We start from the raw sequence: 19,119 nt of genomic DNA on the forward strand, positions 1-19,119 counted from the left end.
ATTCATTTTTATAACTATGAACGATTACAAGCTAAATTAAACGGCCTTAGTCCAATGGAATTCAGATCTAAGGCCGCCTAATTAATTTTATTTATTTGTACTGTCTACTTGACGGGGTGCAGTTCAAAGATCTAGGGTCTTGCGGGATGGCCTCGTTTGTTGTTGCGAGCTGCTCCGCGTACAAAACGTTCCTCTCCTCGCTGTCGCTGGTCCGGAATCGTTTCGTCCTTTCCGCTGCTTCGTGCATATCCATCCCCCAAAACACAGGTAATACAAAGAAACCGCCCTTTGGTAGAATGGATGTGTCTAGCAACCATCTAAAAAGGAGCGGTTTCATTTGTACATTCAATAATAAAGACGTGGCGGTGCTGGGATCACCTCCCTGACTCCACCACGTCTTTATTTTTTGCTTCAGATCTCACTCAAGTGAGCTGACTCGTTAAACAAGAATCTACTTGGGGGACAGCCCCCAATTAACGAATCTATTAATTATGTTGGTTTCGCACCTCGTAAATCATCTTGGCCAGCTCGGCACGGGTAACCGGAGCATCAGGCGCGAACACGCCCTGTCCTTTTCCGTTCAAAATACCAAGCTCCTGCAGCTCCGTCACAGCACGGAGTGCCCATGGAGAAATCTGATCCGCATCCGCAAAGGCTGCAGCGCTGCTGGAGCCTGCTGCTGGAATGCCAAGCTGCCGGAGCATCCGCTGCAGCAGCACGGCTGCTTCCTCACGCGTTATGGAATCCTTCGGCCTGAAGCTGCCTTCATAGCCTTGAATCAATCCAAGAGCTGCTGCCTTGCTGACCTCGGACGCGTAATACGCGCCCTCCGCTACATCATTGAAGAGAACAGCAGGTGAATCAGTACCTTCATCCCCCAGCGCTCTCATGGCCAGCACAGCAAAATCAGCACGGGTCACGGATACAGAAGGAGCGTACCGCTCATGATCGATCCCCTTGATGATATGCTTTGCGGCCAGCTTCTGCACGTACTCCTCCGCCCAGCTGCCGCTCATATCGCTGAATTGCTTCCGAAGCTCAAGCAGCTCATATTGTCCTGCACGTTCACTCTGGAAGGAAACCATATCTCCTGCAAAGGTGCCGCCCACATAACGAAGCTGTCCATTTACGTTCTCATATATGCCTGCATAATCAGCATCCAGCCTGTTTAATTGATCTTTAGTGAGCTTCCACTCTACTTGGATCGGTGCTGCAAATCCCTCCACGGCTGTTGATGCACTGCCATCATTCTCAGTGACTGCGATGTCAAAACGCATTCCTAAGGATGTCATATCACGCTGTAGACTAGGGCCTGCTTGGACAGCCTGTGCCCCGAATTTCAAAATGATCGAGGTCGAACCGCGTGAGCTCAGCTGATCCAAAGCTGCCGCAGGCAGCGTGATCTTGCTGTCACTGGACTCCACCATCAGGGACAGCTTGCTTTGTGCCGCCCCTGACATTGCAGCGACATCCAGCTGAACCTGTGGAAGCACAGAGCTCGTAGGGTCAATGGCTGGCTGCAGCTTCAGCCTGAGCTGCTTCAACCCGGCTGCAGCAGCTGCAGCGGCTGCCTGTTTCACGGCATTTTCATTCACCTGATATTGACCTGATGCATTTCCTTGTATCTCCACAACCCCATCGGCAGGAACCGCCACGACTGGAGGCTGAGGAATTGCAGGTGGAGCTGCAGGTGTGCCCGGCTCTACACTGCCTCCGCCAGTAGGCGGGCTAACTACAGGATTGCCGAGAGCAAAGCCCCACACATCAGACCAGGCAGCTCCGCTGAAATCATCCTCCACTTTGACATACCATTGGTAATACTCATTAGCCTTCAGCCCATTCCACTGCATTGCTGTAGTGTCACCACTGGCAACGTTCATGGTTTGGCCAATCAGCTGATTGGTATACACCTTGACGCCAATATAGTCGGTAGCCACGCGCTTCAGCCTTGGCTGCAGATCAAGATCCAGCGAGAACTCATCCTTGCCTGGGATCCCGTCATACATATTGTAATCATCCAGGTAAGGCGAGTAGGTCTTCATGTGCAGCTTGTTGTTGGTCATATCAAACTGCATTAAGCGAATGTAACCTAACCCACCCTCTGGAGCCCCCTGATAGTCGGCCAGCATCTGATATACCTTACGGTCAGGGATGCTGTCTCCGTTATCGTCCAGCTCTTCCGTATTCAGCTCGGCATCGTGATAATGTCCGGATAAGGTAGCGATAACATTCGGGTTCGGCTTCACGACCTTTTCAAAAATTTCATCAGCGATCGGTGCACGGTTACCGGAAACGAGCAAATACTCATGCAGGGCGAGGATCGCTTTACGCTCCGGATATTGCGCAACCACCTTATTCATCCACTCAATTTCCTTTTCCTTCAAGCCCCAGCCCATATATACAATAATAAAATCATTTCCGTTAGAGGAAACCAGATCATAATGCCCCATATTATCGTCATACGATCCGCCATAAACCGGGCTGTCCTTAAATCTCGATGCCCCAAAGTACTTTTTATACTGGGCATAATCTCCCGTCTGATGTCCTACATCATGATTGCCTGCGAGAACACCGTAAGGAATTTGTGCTGCCTCCAGCACCTTCATGTTACGGTCTGCTTCTTCCCACTGGTATTCCTGCTCGGCCTTGTCCACCAAATCACCGGTATGAATTACATATTTCAGCTTGAGGTCGTCCTTTTTCTCTGCCATCCACTGTACAATGCTTCGGTAAATGTAGGGATAAGATTCCGAGTAATACTGGGTATCAGACATCCAGATGAACGAGAAGTCATAAGGATCCTGCGTTACCGGGCTACTGGAATCTGGCGCGCTCCAGCTTTCGGCAATTTCATCCTGAATGAGCACCGTGATGCTGCCGCCAGCATTATAATCCCCGGCACGTACTGAGGAGTTCAATTCAAAATCCTCCAAACCGGCTATGACGGTATCCAGCATGTCCCACCTTGCTGCGGCTGTATTCCAGGCGTACAGGCTGACCTTCCGATCTGGAAGTGATTTGCCCTCCCAAACAATATCGACGACATCATCAGGCTGAACGGAAGCATCCAGCTTCACTTCATAACGCTGATATGGGAACTGCTCCTCAGAATCCGTTGTCAAATACTGTCCATCCTTGGCCTGGATCGCTGCGTAATCTGCTGCAGACAAGGATTGCTCTCCAGCAGGAGCCAGCTGCTTCGGCGGCTCGGTAACAGAAGCGCTCTGGTAGCCGGTAAAGCTCTGCATCCGCGTTCCGTCGTGCAGAAAGCCACGGTAGAAGGATACCTTCATGGGATCGCCGCTCTCATCCTGAACATTCACCTTCAGCTCAGCGGAGGTTCCAGACAGAGATTGTCCGTTGGATGGACTAATTAACTCCGGCTGGAGTGGATTTTCATTCGGAACCTGAAAGGTTACGCTGTACTCGGCTTTATTGTCAGCATGATCCAGAGCTGTAATGACCAGCTCATGCTCACCGCCGCCCAGCTTGGATGAGGAGGTGGCATAAGGAAGCTGAATTTCCTCGCCGTCCAGCAGCGCAGTGACCTGCTTCACACCGGCATACTGATCGGTGACCTGTGCCTCAATGCTGAATGCTCCCCGGTAGAGCATTCCTTCCTGCAGACCGGTTTGAATCACGGGAGCTGTATTATCTACAGTGACATACGCACTCTTGCTATATGTTCCGGTTTCGGCGGCAACTTGGTAGACGCCATCCGGCACCTTAGTCGTATCCCAAAGATATGCTCTGGAAATAAACTGATCTGCAGGAATATGAAAGGAAGCTCCCAGAACCTCATATTTCCCCGCAGCATCGCCCATCTTGATCTCTTGCTCGACATCGGCAAAGGCCGGGTCACGCAGCACAGTACCATTGGCAAGAATCAGACGAATATTGCGGATTTCGAAATCGTCCTTGTTCTCCTCGATCCGATCGTCGAAAGGACCGGACTTGGAGCCGGGACGAATGTAGATCACATTGTCATCTCCTTCGGTTAAACGCCCTGCCTCAATCGGAAACGTCAGCGTTTTGTAGGAAGGAATCGGATCCATAAACGTATACAGGATGGTTTCATCCTTTAATTGCTCTGGCCCCATGGTAATGGCATTCTTAAAATAGTAGTTCACATTCTTGGCATCAAAGGCAAAATAAGCGTCACGTTCCAACGCATTGAACAGGCCTGCTGTTATCTCGTTATTATTGACAGACAGCTTGACGGTATCCGGCGAAGCCTGCTCGGCGGTTCCCTTCAGCATGAAGCTGCCGCTGATTACCTGTTCATTATTTACGTTCAGTCTCAGTTCCGAGCGGTCTTCTCCCCCTGTGATTTGAACCTGATAGGGTGAAGAGTTCTCTTTGTTGTACCCGTCTGAAACGGTAAAATAATATTCTAAATAGCTCTTTCCAATCAGGTCCGCTGGAGAAATTTCATAATAATAATGCTTGTCTCCATAGTCCTCCAGTAATCTGAACGAGGTGTATGCGGCTTGCTTGTCGGATCTGATATGCAGCGTCACCGAGGTAACCAGCTTGTCATCCTCTGCCCAGGCTCGAATAGAAAAACCTTGACCTTGATCGATCTCCGTTACGTTCGTACGATCCTCAATGGTTGGCGGGTTGAGATCGTCTTCAATATGAACCGGCTGCGCAGGAACCTGCGCGGGATCATGAGTTCCCGGAGTCGGGAATACAGTGCCCGCACTGATCTTGATCATCCGGGATGTACCATCCAGCGGATATTTGTAAAGAAGCGCGGTATCTTCCTTCGTTTCCGTGGAGCTCTCATCCTGTTCATACTTGAGGGTCGGATCATAATACGCGCTGGCAACCTCACGTCCCGTATTCATCTTCAGCACAATGGCCCGGCGTGATCCGTTGGCCATACCTGCACTGTTCACACGGAAGAGATTCACATTGTGCTGCAGACTGGTTCCGTAGTGAGCATTGAAATCAGCTGCGGTGGAGTCTTGATTCGCTGCATTGATGATCCAGAACACAACCGTTTCCTGCGGCGGGATGACCAAATCCTGCACATCCGGTGCCCAAACGACATCTCCCTCCGGACCTGTGTCGGTATAGCGATAGTACAGCTTGTAATTTTCGAAGCTTTGCTCGCGGTCGGTGTTGTTGTAAATTTCAATAAATTCATACCCGTCCGAGCTGCCAACATTCTTGGAATTGACGACAAGCTCCGTCACGAGCAGTGGCGGAATCTGCTGAAGATCCAAGGGCGGGATGCCCGTAACCACAATCGTATGAAGATCACTCTGCTCGGTATGATTGTCGCTTTTGGCTACAATCCGGTACTCCAGCTCAGATTCCGTCAAAATGTCCGCAGACAGCGTCGTTGTATACTTCCCGTCCTGCAAATTCATTGGAGCTACCGTGAATCGGCTCTGAGACGCCGTTCTGTACAGCAGACTGACATTGACTCGATCCGGCACAGCTCCTCCCTGCTGATGAGAGGAGATAGAAGCCGAGAAGACAAGGTCCTCGTTTCTTGAGACCGAAGGAATAGCTTCATGATTCAGCACGAAGGTCTCAGCCGGCGGCTCAGGACCAACGGGCGGCTCCGGCTTCACGGTCTGGCTGCTGTCAACCTGTCCCGGGGTAGCACGGACGGTTCCGGTACCATCGATCATGATCATATCCTTGCTGTCCCAGCTCGGATGGGCATAGAAAATCCCCATGTCCGGCTTGGTCTGATCATCATTCTGATAGGAAGCCTCAATAACCTCCTCGCCGCTGATATGGACAATCTTCAAGGTTCTTGCAGCCGAGTTTGACATCCCGCCTCCGCCAGAAACGCGGAACAAATTGATATCCTCTGTCAGCTGGGTGCCGAAGTTCTGATTGAAATCATCTTGAGTTAGGGCACCATTTACAGCGTTCATCACCCACAGCACGATCGCTTCACCGGCTGGAATTAGAATGTCATTCCCATGAAGCGTGTCCCATTCATCGCCTTGATACAAGAGCTTGTAATTTCTCCAGTTGAGCTCCTGATCAATGTTATTGTAAATTTCAATAAACTCGTACGCATCCGAGCCGGACAGATTAGCCGTATCCGGAACAACTTCTGTTATTAACAGCTCCGGAAATGGGCTCTGTGGCCGGGTGTCGGTGTCGTCCTGCGGATCCGGCGAGTACGTCGCATCCTGTACCGTCACGGCTTCGCTTTGAACCGATTCTGTTGGTACGCCTTGAGTAAGATCTTCCTCTGCATTGCCGTATCCTGGCGGCACAGCCAGTCCCATGAACAGGGTGCCTGCGAGCAGAGCGGAGCTCCACCTGGTCATAACGTTGTTCCTCTTGCTTTTCTTCAAGCTGTTCACACTCCCATGGTTTCATAACATATTTAAGCTAAATATACAGGGTTAGTGTAAGGGCAGGATGAGGTCTTGGTTAAACTTGGATGCGAAGATTGTAAACTGATGTCGAAACTGATCATTTTTATGAAAACGATGAAAACGCCAAAAAAGCGGCAGGCCGCCAGGGTTACCCCTCTCGTCCACCGCTTTTCTTTTGCACACCACTCTAAGCCTGGCTTACATTGTGTTAACAAATATCATGATAAAGCTCACGAATTCATCAATCTGTTAACGAGGTCCTTCTCGCAAAATCAACAAACTGGAATTTATCCAGCCGGTGCCGTGACTCACTGTACTGGAAGAGCGTTGTATCCTCCAAATGGACATATCCTCGAACGGCCACCACATGACGATCATCTCCCAAATCCATATAGGCAGCATCCCGTTCATTCACGCTCTCTACCGTAATGACCTTCTCGGCATAGCTGATTTTCAGCTGCAGCTCCTGCTCCAGATAGGCATAAATCGAATCTGCGGCAATCTCTGAATTCAGATGATCGACGACCTTAGCGTTCAGATAGTCAATATCCAGAATGACGCGTTCTCCGTCGATTTCACGAGCCCGGATGACCTTCCATACCCGCTGATCCGGACGGCACTTCAGCTCTTTTCCGATCACTTCTCCAGCCGGGATCTGTTCAACAGCGTAGACAAGAGTCCGGCTTGGCTTGCCCAGCGCCTTGGAAAGCTCTTTGTAGCTAACAAGGCCTGAGATCGGGAATTTCAGCCGGCTTTTCTCCAGAACAAAAGAGCCTTTGCCCTTCACCTTATGGATGTAGCCGTTCTGGGCCAGCAGATTTAGTCCCTTCCGGACGGTTTCACGGGTTGTTTCATACACGGCGGACAGCTCATGCTCTGAAGGCAGCTTGCTGCCCGGAGGCAGCAAACCGGATTCAATGTACTGCACGTAGTCCTTATATAGACTTAGAAAAATATTACTGTTTCTCATGTTAATCACCATCGGTTATTATAACATGTTTAACGATCAGCTTTCAGCCTGAATCCCTGTCAATGGCTTACGTGCCTTGAGTGTAGGCAATACGGAGAATGGTGCTCTCGCCCTGTATGGCTTCGCCAGGAAGCTCCTCCACATTGTTAATCTGCTCCTGGCCGTCCGGTATAATAATCGGCGTGATGATTGGCAAGCCTGCTGATTGAATGACATCCATATCAAACTCCAGCAGCAGCTGGCCCTTCGATATGCTAGCCCCGGTTTCCACATGGGCAGTAAAGGCGCTTCCTTTCAGGGAGACGGTATTAATTCCGACGTGAATCAGCACCTGAAGCCCTTCTTCATTTTGCAAAATTAACGCATGCTTGCTCTTGATCAGATGGGCTACTGTACCATCAAATGGTGCATACACCTTACCCTCTGCAGGAATGATCGCAATGCCTTGTCCCATCTGCTTCTCCGCAAAGGCCGGGTCCGGCACCTGAGACAAATTGACTGCCCTTCCGCTCAGCGGGGACGTCATTTCCAGCATGAACGAATTGTCCCCTGCCGTCTCTGCATCATCTGGATGAGTGACCGGCGGAGCTGAAGTCCCTGAAGCAGAGGCCCTCTCCTCGTCCTGCTTCCCGTCTGTGTTCATCAATACCGCCTCCTGAGGCTCGCAGTCCTCGGCGGCGGCCTTTTTCCGCAATCTTGCCATCTGCACCCGGCCATAGAGCAGGGTACCCGTGAACGGCACGATGAGCACAATAGCCATCCCCAGGAAGAAGACCCCCCATTGGTTCGGGAATATGGATAAGAATCCGGGAATACCGCCCACCCCGATGGAAGAGGCGAGTACATGATTGACGGCAAGCAGGATGCCCGCGATTCCGGAGCCAATCAGGCCAAAAACGAAAGGATAACGCAGGCGCAGATTAACCCCGAAAATGGCGGGCTCGGTCACGCCGAGGAACGCCGATACCGATGAGGTCACGGCCAAGCCCTTCGATTTCTGTTCCTGATACACGAACAGCATGGCCAGTGCCGCCGCACCTTGCGCAATGTTAGACAGCGCCAGCATCGGCCACAGGAAGGTGCCCCCTTCACTGCCGATCAGCTGCACGTCCACAGCGAGGAACGTATGGTGCATGCCGGTGATGACCAATACGGCGTACAAGCCGCCATAGATGAGACCGCCAAGCGCGGCAAAGGAATTAAAAATACTTACAAGACCCGAGGTCAGCATGTTGCCGATCGCAAATGTAACTGGCCCCACCAGAATGAAGGCCAGAAACCCGGTGACAAGCAGCGCAACCGGAGCTACCACCAGCAGCTTGATCGAATCGTGAACCCGCTTGTTCAGTAATCGCTCTAATTTGGCTAGAATGTATGCCGACACGAGTACCGGCAGCACCTGTCCCTGATAGCCAATGCTCTGCACCTCCAATCCGAACAAATTCCAGACCGGGACGCTTCCTTCCAGCTTCGCTTTGGCATAATCGTAGGCACTCATCAGGCCGGGATTGACCAGGATAAGACCGAGCACGATACCGAGCAATGGACTGCCGCCAAACTGCCGGGCAGCCGACCAGCCGATCAGGACCGGCAGAAAGGTGAACGCCGTGCTGGCAATCAGATTGATCATGGAAGCGACGTCCGTCCACTGCGGATGTACTTCAATCAGAGATTGCCCTTCATAGAAAATATCTGCGCCCGTCAGGATATTGTTCACGCCGAGCAGCAAGCCTGCCATAACGATGGCCGGAAGAATCGGGATGAATATATCAGCAAGCGTCTTGATTGCACGCTGAATCGGATTTTGCTTTTTGCCCGCTAAATCCTTGACATCATCCTTCGAGGCACGGGTGCCTCCGGTGATTTGAATCATCTCTTCATACACCTGATCCACAAGGCCCGGTCCAATGACGACCTGGAACTGGCCTTGCGATGAGAACTGCCCTTTCACTAAGTCGTTCTGATCCAAAGCCTTTGCGTCCACTTTGCTTTCATCTGCCAACGCAAACCGCAGACGGGTGACACAGTGCGAAGCGGCTTCAATATTGTCCCTGCCGCCGACCGCTTGAACGATCTGCTCTACTTTAGCACGGTCGATTTTGACCATTGTCCTCTCTCCTGTCCTGTCAGAATATATAGATGGCCTATGTCAGCAGCCACATAAAAGAGCCATACGGCGCAAGCCGCACAATGACATCCAAGCGCGGAGCTTCCTTCACATTGCCGATCAGCAGCTTGGCATTCTCGAACGCATAGCCTGAGGCCTTTAAAGACTCCGGCAGGCGGAAGGAAATCTCCTGATCACTGAAATTGGAAATCACGACGAGCATTTCTCCAGCATTTCGCCTTGCATAAGCATAAATTTGCGGATGCCCTTCATCGAGCCGGATATAAGCACCATCTGTTAACACTGGCAGGCTCTTGCGAAGCTCAATCAGCTTGCGATAATGATGGTAAATGGACTCCGGGTCCTCCACCGCGAGGCGTGCATTGATGTCACGATACCGCTCATCGACCTTGATCCATGGAGTGCCTTTTGTAAATCCAGCCTGCTCCTGATTCTCCCAGGGCATTGGCAGCCGGGAATTGTCCCGGGAACGAACCTGAATAATATGCTCTGCTTCTTCCGGAGATTTCCCCTTTTGCAGCAAAATATCGTACATATTCCTGGACTCGATGTCCCGAAATTCGTCCATGGAGTTCCATTTCGGGTCTGGCAGTCCGATTTCCTCACCCTGATAGACGTACGGAGTACCCTGCAGCCCGTGAAGCGTCGTCGCCAGCAGCTTCGCGCTTTCTTGCCGATATCTGGTGTCATCCGTGAACCGGCTCAGTGCCCTCGGCTGATCATGGTTATTCCAGAACAGTGCGTTCCAGCCCCCGCCTTCCTGCATACCAATCTGCCAATAGGACAATATTCTCTTCAGCTCTTCAAAATCATAAGGCTTCAGCTCCCATTTCTGTCCGTTCGGGTAATCTACTTTCAGATGATGAAAGCTGAACGTCATCGAGAATTCATTCTCCTCCGGCCTGGAATAGCGGATGCAATGCTCCAGCGTGGTCGAGGACATCTCGCCGACCGTCACGAGATTGTAAGGACGAAATACCTTTTGATTCATTTCCTTGATATATTCATGAACCTTTGGCCCATCTGTGTAAAATTTGCGCCCATCCCCCGGGGAGGTCGAGCCGTCATCATCAGGAAAGCGGGGATCCTTCGAAATCAGATTAATGACATCCATCCGGAAGCCGTCCACTCCCTTTTCCGCCCAGAAGGTAAGAATATCCATAACCTCCTGCCGAACCTTCTGATTCTCCCAATTCAGATCCGCCTGGGTTTTATCAAACAGCGTGAGAAAATACTGTCCTGTTCCTTCATCGTATTGCCACGCAGGACCGCCGAATTTTGACTGCCAGTTATTGGGTGGTCCTCCATCCTCGGCAGGATCCTTCCAGATATAATAATCACGATACGGGTTATCTTTAGAGGATCTCGCTTCCTTAAACCAGCGATGCTCTGTGGAGGAATGGTTGACGACAATATCAATCATCAGGTGCATATCCCGGCGCTTTAGCTGAAAGACCAGCTCGTCAAAATCCTCCATCGTACCGTATACGGGATCAATGGAGGTATAATCGGCAACATCGTAACCGTTATCATTCTGAGGAGAAATATATACCGGCTGCAGCCACACAATGTCAATGCCCAGCCCTCTGATATAATCCAGCTTCTCCGTTAGTCCTTTAATATCTCCGGTACCGCTGCCTGTTGTATCATTAAAGCTCTTGGGGTAAACCTGATATACGGTGGAGGTTCTCCACCAGTCCTTCCCCCGCTTGTCATCTCCGTTCATATAGGCCTGCCTCCTTCAATCATGTATATACAAGTTTTCAGATTCACATCATATACCTGTATATACAGGTTGTCAACGTATAAACATTTATACCCTGTCTTTGCCATTTCAAATACGCTATTCAAAAAAAAAAAAAAAGGACCTTTGCGGAAATTTTCCGCAAAGGTCTTCAATATGGAAGAAACCTTAGAGAACCCTGACTAACGAGAAATTAATAGACTTTAGGAACCTGAACCTGCTGTGTCTGGCCGTCCAGCGTGAAGTACAAATGAATACCGTGGTCTTGATCATCCATAAAATGTGAAACGTATTTCGGCTCCGACTTCTTCATCGGCACCAGTACGGATACGATGCGGTGCGCTGACGCTGAACGCGTAGTCGCCTTCAAATTCCAGTGAATGTCGAGACCTTCCAGCTCTGCCGGATCTACATTGGCAAAGGCATTACTTTGAGATAGCTCCAATTCCCCGGATGAGCAGTACACAAATTGAACATCCATATCTGCTTTAGTGCCCTCAACTCGGAACGCCTGATTCTTCAGCTTCATTTCATGCAGCGTGTGGAACAGCCAATCTACCCGGCCGGACTGCTCCAGATCAACCTGATCCACAATCACGGCATAGGATCCGCCGATGAAATAAATTTCGCGCTCATAACGCTTCAGGTAAGGAACCTCACTGCGATAAGCTTCGGTAGCATCCAGTCTCGTGTAGAGGTATGCACCCCGGTCTTCTGCGGTAACCACTTTACCGTAAGCTTCCATGTTCTTCACCTTGTCATTGTCGGCATATTGTCCCTTACCATCAATGAGCAGCGCATTCTTGGAGAGGGTATGTCTGCGCCAGTTGCGGTGAAGCGTACTGCCGAAGGCTCCGTAGTATCCACTTTGGATCGCCAGCGGCTCGCCGTAAGCATGCAGGATAAACGCATTTTGATCTCCATGGCTATGAGACAGGGAGCCATAGGAAGAGCTCTTGGTCAAGAGGAATACATGCTCTTCAGGATCATCCATGCGGGAATGCATAGCTACCCAGCCTACATCACGGAACCACTTCAGCGGAGCAGCGTCCTTTGGAGCCTCCGCCTGAACCTGCGGATAATCTGAACGGTAGATCAGCTCGTCAAAACGGAAATCCCACCAGCCGTAATTATAGAATTTGCTGTCTGCATCGGTGTCTTTCTCTTTCAGCTGCTCATAATACCATTGGTAGTATGGGTTGCCAGTAATGCCTGCAAATTGACGGATGTTCACTCCCGTCTTCAAGCTTGGCGGCTCACCCAGATTCGACATATCTCCGAAGCTAGCACGAGCCGTATGCGGCGGAAATACATAGAGCGGGAAATCCCCGGTCTTGTCGAAGAATGGACGGGAATAAATATTGATACCCGTATAATTTTTGAGCAGGTTCAAAGCGTCAATCAGGTAGGCCATACCGGTCGTCCAGTACATTGGACCCTCAGCCCAGCCGCCGTCTTCCCCGCCCCAAGGACTGTACAGGGTGGAGTAGTACTCAACCGTGTAATCCAGCCATTCCTGTGCTTTCGGCTCCTCGCCCAGCAAAGCGATACAGCATGGGACCAAGACTGAAGACAGCGAGCGGACGGCATGGCTGTCGTAAGGCACATGATGAATCTTGGAGCGTTCAATCACGTGGAAGGCTACCTGCTCGGTGCGACGGAACAGACTTTTCCGGACAAGATCCTTCTGATCGTCTGACAAGTATTCGTATAGCCAGTCATAGCCCCAGGCCAGTGCACCGGCAATACGGAATGCCACCTCATCGTTGTAATCCCGGGAGGTTGTGCCCTCAGTATCCCAGGAAGCAGCATGCACCAGCCACTCTACAGCCCGTTGAATCAGGTCTTCTTGCTTCAGCACAACACCGGCCACACTCAGGTGCCGAATTGCATACAGCACTTCCTGCGAATCCATGTACATTTTTCTCCACAGGACTGCGACTCTCTTATTGTCCGGATAAGGTGCAGGCTCGGCAATAAGCGGTCTGTCAATCCATGGCTTCACGGATTTCTCGTAGAATTCATCCCAGCCCGCAGACTGTGGATCCTCCTGAACCTGCTGCTGATATGTGTTCAACCGCTCCCGGTTCAGCCACAAGCGAGGATGCTCTGTCTTCACATGAGCATAGCGATCTGCTCTCGCCGGCAATGGCGTTTCCGGCAGGTCGGGCAGAACCTGGAATTCCCGAGTTTCACTCCAGTCCGTAGCCAGTGTGCTGGAGGATGCATGGGAATCTCCCAGCAGGGCATATCTCCAGTAATAGGTGCCCGGGGCAAGCACTTCATCCGGTGTGAAGAAATTGTAAGGAATCGGACTGTAGGTCAGTGTATCCTGATCCTTAAATTCACGCGATGAAGAAATTTGCAGGATGTATTGATCATCCTCAAGGCGGGCCGCCATCCAGGTGAATCTCGGCGGATTCTCGACCAGCTTGGTCTCCTGATCCGGCTTATATTGAACGGTCAGCTTACCGGATTTGGGTTGGTACAATGCACTGTTACCTGAAATCATTACAGATTACCTCCTTAGAATTGCGTGCTCATTGATGGTTTCTTTTTAACGCATGAACATTCCGCCGTTAACCTCAAGCGTCTCGCCGGTAATGTATGAACCGAGATCAGAGACGAAATAGATGACCGCAGAAGCCACATCATCCGGATGTCCTTCACGTCCAAGCGGGATGCTGTTAATTGTCGCCTGTCTCGCACTATCCGGTGTAAACGTTGCATGGAAGGCGGTGTTTCCGATAAAGCCCGGAGAAATACAGTTAACAGTAATACCATCCGGACCCAGTTCCTTGGCCAAGCCCTTGGAGTAAGAGATCACGGCTGCTTTACTTGCCGCATAGATACTGGCTCCAGCACCGCCGCCGTTGTGGGCGGCTACAGAGGTCATATTAACAATTCTTCCGGATTTCTTCTCCTTCATGCCGGCAAGCACAGCCCGGGTTACAAAGACCGTGCTCTTCATATTGACGTCCATGACCTGATTGTAATGCTCCTCTGTCATGACATCGTTGGCAACCCGCTTTACCAGATGACCGGCATTGTTAATCAGAATGTCTACAGTTCCACCCAGTTGCTCCTGAATGCCCTGAATCATTGCTTCAACCTGGTTAATTTGAGTCACATCTGCCTGAAATAGCGCAGCCTCACCGCCAGCCTCCCGAATCTGGGCTGCAACCTGCTCGGCATCCTCTGCACTGCTTCTGTAATTGATGGCTACCTTCGCACCCGCTTGGCTCAGCATTAACGCACAGGCTCTGCCGATCCCGCCGCTCGCCCCTGTTACCAATGCAATTTTTCCTGTCAAATCCAAGTTAATCATGTAGAAATCCTCCTCTTTTTTTGTTGTTCCGGCATTTTCATCACAAACCGGGTCCCCTTGCCTTCTTCACTTTCTACAAACAGTCCGTACTCATCCCCAAACACCAGCTGAATCCGCCGATGCACATTCATCAGCCCGATCCCGCCGTGATGATACACCGTATCCTTCGGCGCCTCAGCCAAACGGTTTTGGCGCAGGCGCTCCTGCAGCTTTTGCAGCTGCTCCGGAGTCATACCGACACCATTATCCTCTACCATGACGTAGAAGCATTGATTCTCAATTTTGGCATCAATCCGAATACGGTGGTAATCCTCCATCCCGTCAGGAAATGCGTGTTGGAAAATATTTTCCACCAATGGCTGTAAGGTAAGCCGGACGCATTTCTCCAGCAGCAGCTCGGGATCTATATCTACATCGATCTCGATTTCCCTCCCGCTGCGGTGCTTTAGAATAATTAAATAATTACGGACATGGTTCAGCTCATTTGCGATTGTAATCTCTTCCAGATTCGTCTGGATGGAATATCGCAGCATATAGGACATCGCTTCCACAATTTCAGAAATCTCACCGGAGTGCTGCACGATAGCATAACCGTTTACAGTAGCCAGCGTATTGTATAAAAAGTGTGGATTAATCTGCAGCTGAAGGGCTTGGAATTCCGCTTTTTGACGTTCTAGCGAGGATTCCTGCAGCTCAAGTTCAGCCTTCTGATTGGCCAGCTCCGTTTCATAAACCTTCTCGATCATTTCTGACAATCTGGAAACCATGATATTGTAGCTGTGCATCAAACCGCCGATCTCATCAGTCCGATGAACCCCTTGGATTTGCTGCCAATTTCCTTTCTCAGTCTGGCGCATACTGCTGTTTAACCGGCGGATCGGAGAAACGATAGAATGTCCGAACCGGAAAGCCAGCCAGGCTGCCAGTGCCAATGTAATCAGTCCTACAGTGATGGTTGTGGAACGGATGGAGTTTACAGGCTCCCGCAGCTCCTTTACCGGAATGGAAACGGTCAGCTTCCATCCTGATTCCAAGGATGATCGGGTAACGAATAAACGATGATCATCACCATTACCTGAAATAAAGCTTTCCTCTTCCCCATGCAGCACCTTGGACTTTAATTCTTCGTCCGCCTTCTGTCCAATCAAGGAAGATTCCGGATGATATACATATCGTCCAAGCTCATCCAGGACAAAGAAATAACTGTCCTTCCCCAAATCCTTCTGCTGCCACATTTGTGTCAGCTCCTGCACATTCAGCTCCACCGCCAGGACCCCTGTGGGCTCATAACTAGAGAAGCCTCGAACTCTTCTCGCAAGTGTAACGATATTGGTCTTGTTTGAAGCAATTCGGTCATTCAGAACGACAATGCCTCCCTCAGCAGGCGTGCGCTCCCATAGCCATTCCAGCCGTTTTTCCACATGGATGGAGCTGTCATTAACGACAGCCCGCCCATTTTTTCCAATCAGATAAATCTGATGAATCTGTGGATATTGAACAAATAAAGGCTCCAGGGCGTGGCGCCGAATCTGGGAGGAATAATAAAAGTAGGAGTAGCTGTCTGTATAGTCCATATCCAGGAAATACTTGATATCCCAGCTGGACAGCATAGAGCTGCTAACATCCTTATAGCGATCCAAAAAAATATCCGTCTGATAAGCCATATTCGTAGTCATTTGGGAAATATACTTCTCCATTTGGCGGTCAAGCGCTCGTGAGGCTTTAAAATAAGAGAACAATCCCAGGCTTGTCAAGGAAAGTATGATCACAATAAGGAAGTAAAGAAACACCTGGCGGGCAAGTGAAGCTTTCATCCATTCATCCCCAGGCTCTGCCGGAATTCGGAAGGTGAAACACCGGTATATTTCTTAAACGTCTTAGTAAAATGTGAATGATCAGCGTAGCCAATGTCATAGGCAATATCCGTGATCCGGTAGTGCGGCTGCTGAAGCAGCTTTTTGGCTCTCTCCATCCGCCGCCGGATCCGGTACTGCACAAAGGTTTCTCCTGTCGACTGCTTAAACATCTGCGAGAAATAAGACGGGTTGAGTCCCAGAATGTCCGCCACTTCCTCCAGCGAGGATTCCCTGGCGAGATGAGCTTCAATATACCGCTTGGATTCTTCCACCGGGTCCTTGACATGACCGCGACGCTTACTTTGCAGCTGATCTATAAACAGATTCAGCGCGTCTTGAAGTCTAGGGTACAGCTCTCGTCCTTCATGAAACATGAGCTCTGTATTGACCTGGAATGCATAAATATCTCTTGCGTTTAGCTTTTTCAGAACCAATCCGTACAAGGCCTGAAGCAGCTCCTGTTGTTGCTTCTCTCCTAATCCATATCCCATAAATTCTTGTTCACAATCCTTAAGCAGCTTGTTCAGCTGCTCCTTGCTGAGGGACCAGATTGCCTGCTCCATCGCGTGGGCAACCTCCTCCAGGCGAACCGGAGAAATATAGGTGGATTTCTTTTTTTTACGTGCCGCTGCAGCCATTTTCTCCAGAACATGATGGACCTTGTCTCGGGAAACGGGTTTAAGCAGGTATTCCTTCACGCCTAGAGACATGCACTGCTGAGCATATTCAAAATCACCATAACCGGATACAACAGCAATCTGAACACTTGAATCCTGTTGGAACAAATGTCGGCACAGCTCAATTCCATTCATCTTGGGCATCCGAATATCCGTAAATATAAAATCAGGAAGGCCCTCCTCCAATATCCCAAGCGCTGCGGCTCCGTTCTCGGCAGTCTTGACGTCCACAATGAGATCCTTCCTCTCAGAGATTAATACGGACAGACTTTGCCTGATCATCGGCTCATCATCAACTATCAGCACTCGGTACATGTTATTGGGCCTCCTTCAGTTCATTCAGTCAGGGGTTTAGCGGCGCGGCTCAAGCACCCCTTGTTGATTGTTGTATTTCTCAGTTGCTTCCTTGATGACCTCGTCGCCGCCTTTGGATTTCCACTCTTCTACCGCCTTCGGCCAGTCACTTACCGGCTCTTTGCCGTATACAATCTTGACCATGTGGTTCAGAATGACCGGTGGAGCCTGATCAGAGATTGGGGAAATATCCGGATTTTTCTGGAATGCGTCCAAACGCGGCTCGAAGGAGATTCCATCACGTCCTTCTTTCGCCAGGACATCGTCATATACCTTTATTAGCTTCTGTCCTTGTTCAGACAGCTCCAGCGTACCTTTGTTGTACGTGGTGTCCTGTACCATCCACAAGAAGGCTTGACGGTAGCGCTCTTCGTCTACTTCCTGCGGTGTTACTGGTGCCTTGTAATTGATCTTTCCATTCTCAACCGTGTAATTCTCTCCCTCGATCCCGAAGCTGAAAAACTTCTCTGCTTCCTCACTCACCATCCAGTCAAAGAACTGAATGATCTTTTCTGGATTCTCAACTTTCTGATTAATGAAGTAGGCTCTAGATACCGAACCATACAGATAATGTCCGCCGGAGCCGTCAGGTCCTACCGGAGATGGGATGATGGCTACCTTTGCATCAGGAACCGCTGCCTTCAGCTGCTGCTCCCATTGGAGAAGCTCATTAGCATTCATCGTCCAGATCCCTGCTTTACCGGACAAAATCGTCTCTTTAAACTTCGTCGGGTTAATCGTTGCGAATTCCTTATTGATCAAGCCTTCGTCATACATTGTCTTATATGTGGTCAGTGCTTGCATCATGTTTTCGTTGTCCATGAATTTCGGCACGATCTGATCGCCTTGCTTCTCGAACATGGATTGATACGGGAATACATCGTAGGCTCCGAAGAACGTATCGGAATAACGGAAGTTTTCTCTTCCCATGTACGGATTCTCAACGCCCATTTCTTTAAACTTTCTCATGACGTTCATGTAATCGTCTACCGTTACAGGAACTGGAAGCCCTGACTTCTCCAGCAGATCCATACGGATCCAGGTTGCTCTCCGGGATGGATTGGACAGCCACTCCGGAATGCCATAAATCTTGCCTTCGTAGGAAACGTTAGCCCACACGTCCTTCGGAATAACCTTCAGCAGGTTCTGACCGTGCTCCTGTAGCAAATCATCTAGAGGCTGGAACACGCCGGCTTGTACAGATCCGCCCATTTCCTTGCCGTTTACGCCGCCGCTGCCCTGAACGACATCAGGAATGTCATTAGTCGCAAACATTTGGAGCATCTTCTGCTCATAATCCTTATGGGGAACCAGCACGATATCCAGGTCCGTTTTCGTAATCTCCTCCAGCTTCTTCACCCATTTATCTTCATTGATATTAGGTGACTTCTCTACGTGGTTGAATGCCAGTGTACGCATCGAGATCGAGAATTCTGCTTTACCTTGATCGGTGCCCTCTGCTGCCTTGCCTTCACTATTGGTGGCGGGCTTCTCTGGCGTTGCCGCTTCTTGTGCGCAGCCTGTCAGCGTACCGAGCGCTAACAATGCTGCGAGTGTGAATGATCCCCATTTTTTCATGTCCGTTACCCCTCTTTTCCTTAAATTGATTATACGTCATAAGCGACTATTAAGATAGCGCTTTCAACGAGTTGATTTCATTCTATCTTTTTTCCAAATCATGGCGCCATGGAGAGTTTGAGATGGTCTCG

Annotated in this window: 10 protein-coding genes; 1 reads left to right on the forward strand and 9 read right to left on the reverse strand. The window is 50.2% G+C overall.

All coding sequences use genetic code 11. From position 1 onward, the window contains the following. Nucleotides 1–81 (forward strand): IS3 family transposase, encoded by an 81-nt coding sequence (locus tag ACH6EH_RS17960; protein WP_397333146.1) that lies wholly within the window; start codon nt 1–3, stop codon nt 79–81. Nucleotides 82–485: 404 nt separating this feature from the next. On the opposite strand, the gene ACH6EH_RS17965 is transcribed toward ACH6EH_RS17960, so the two are convergent. The 9 genes from ACH6EH_RS17965 to ACH6EH_RS18005 form a co-directional block, all read right to left on the reverse strand. Next, nucleotides 486–6,302: an S-layer homology domain-containing protein gene (locus ACH6EH_RS17965; RefSeq protein ID WP_397333296.1), complete on the reverse strand. Its 5,817-nt coding sequence runs from the start codon at nt 6,300–6,302 to the stop codon at nt 486–488. 292 nt (nt 6,303–6,594) lie between these two features. Then, the gene (gene treR / locus ACH6EH_RS17970) at nt 6,595–7,323 is read right to left on the reverse strand and encodes a trehalose operon repressor (RefSeq protein ID WP_397333297.1); all 729 of its coding nucleotides are present in this window, start codon (nt 7,321–7,323) and stop codon (nt 6,595–6,597) included. A 67-nt stretch (nt 7,324–7,390) separates the two neighbouring features. Continuing rightward, nucleotides 7,391–9,430 (reverse strand): PTS system trehalose-specific EIIBC component, encoded by a 2,040-nt coding sequence (treP, locus tag ACH6EH_RS17975; protein WP_397333298.1) that lies wholly within the window; start codon nt 9,428–9,430, stop codon nt 7,391–7,393. A 37-nt stretch (nt 9,431–9,467) separates the two neighbouring features. Further along, entirely contained in the window at nt 9,468–11,177 is a 1,710-nt protein-coding gene (gene treC, locus ACH6EH_RS17980) for an alpha,alpha-phosphotrehalase (RefSeq protein WP_208202509.1), read from the reverse strand. A gap of 211 nt (nt 11,178–11,388) precedes the next feature. Next, on the reverse strand, nt 11,389–13,707 hold the full coding sequence (locus ACH6EH_RS17985) for a DUF4962 domain-containing protein (protein WP_138226262.1): 2,319 nt from the start codon (nt 13,705–13,707) through the stop codon (nt 11,389–11,391). A 45-nt stretch (nt 13,708–13,752) separates the two neighbouring features. After that, the gene (locus tag ACH6EH_RS17990) at nt 13,753–14,520 is read right to left on the reverse strand and encodes an SDR family NAD(P)-dependent oxidoreductase (RefSeq protein ID WP_397333329.1); all 768 of its coding nucleotides are present in this window, start codon (nt 14,518–14,520) and stop codon (nt 13,753–13,755) included. Further along, nucleotides 14,520–16,337: a cache domain-containing sensor histidine kinase gene (locus ACH6EH_RS17995; RefSeq protein WP_397333299.1), complete on the reverse strand. Its 1,818-nt coding sequence runs from the start codon at nt 16,335–16,337 to the stop codon at nt 14,520–14,522. The genes ACH6EH_RS17990 and ACH6EH_RS17995 overlap by 1 nt, the downstream gene beginning before the upstream one ends. Next, nucleotides 16,334–17,371: a response regulator transcription factor gene (locus ACH6EH_RS18000; protein WP_138226264.1), complete on the reverse strand. Its 1,038-nt coding sequence runs from the start codon at nt 17,369–17,371 to the stop codon at nt 16,334–16,336. Before ACH6EH_RS18000 ends, ACH6EH_RS17995 begins: the two co-directional genes overlap by 4 nt. Before the next feature lie 36 nt (nt 17,372–17,407). Then, a complete protein-coding gene (locus ACH6EH_RS18005; RefSeq protein WP_397333300.1) occupies nt 17,408–18,988 on the reverse strand; it encodes an extracellular solute-binding protein in 1,581 nt (526 codons plus the stop codon). Nucleotides 18,989–19,119: the final 131 nt, after the last annotated feature.

This window comes from Paenibacillus sp. JSM ZJ436 (assembly GCF_044383795.1).
GTDB lineage: Bacteria > Bacillota > Bacilli > Paenibacillales > Paenibacillaceae > Paenibacillus_AQ > Paenibacillus_AQ algicola.

Coding starts and splice junctions, on each gene's coding strand:
- ACH6EH_RS17965 (WP_397333296.1), bottom strand. CDS start 6,302: ATGACCAGGTGGAGCTCCGCTCTGCTCGCAGGCACCCTGTTCATGGGA.
- treR (WP_397333297.1), bottom strand. CDS start 7,323: ATGAGAAACAGTAATATTTTTCTAAGTCTATATAAGGACTACGTGCAG.
- treP (WP_397333298.1), bottom strand. CDS start 9,430: ATGGTCAAAATCGACCGTGCTAAAGTAGAGCAGATCGTTCAAGCGGTC.
- treC (WP_208202509.1), bottom strand. CDS start 11,177: ATGAACGGAGATGACAAGCGGGGGAAGGACTGGTGGAGAACCTCCACC.
- ACH6EH_RS17985 (WP_138226262.1), bottom strand. CDS start 13,707: ATGATTTCAGGTAACAGTGCATTGTACCAACCCAAATCCGGTAAGCTG.
- ACH6EH_RS17995 (WP_397333299.1), bottom strand. CDS start 16,337: ATGAAAGCTTCACTTGCCCGCCAGGTGTTTCTTTACTTCCTTATTGTG.
- ACH6EH_RS18000 (WP_138226264.1), bottom strand. CDS start 17,371: ATGTACCGAGTGCTGATAGTTGATGATGAGCCGATGATCAGGCAAAGT.
- ACH6EH_RS18005 (WP_397333300.1), bottom strand. CDS start 18,988: ATGAAAAAATGGGGATCATTCACACTCGCAGCATTGTTAGCGCTCGGT.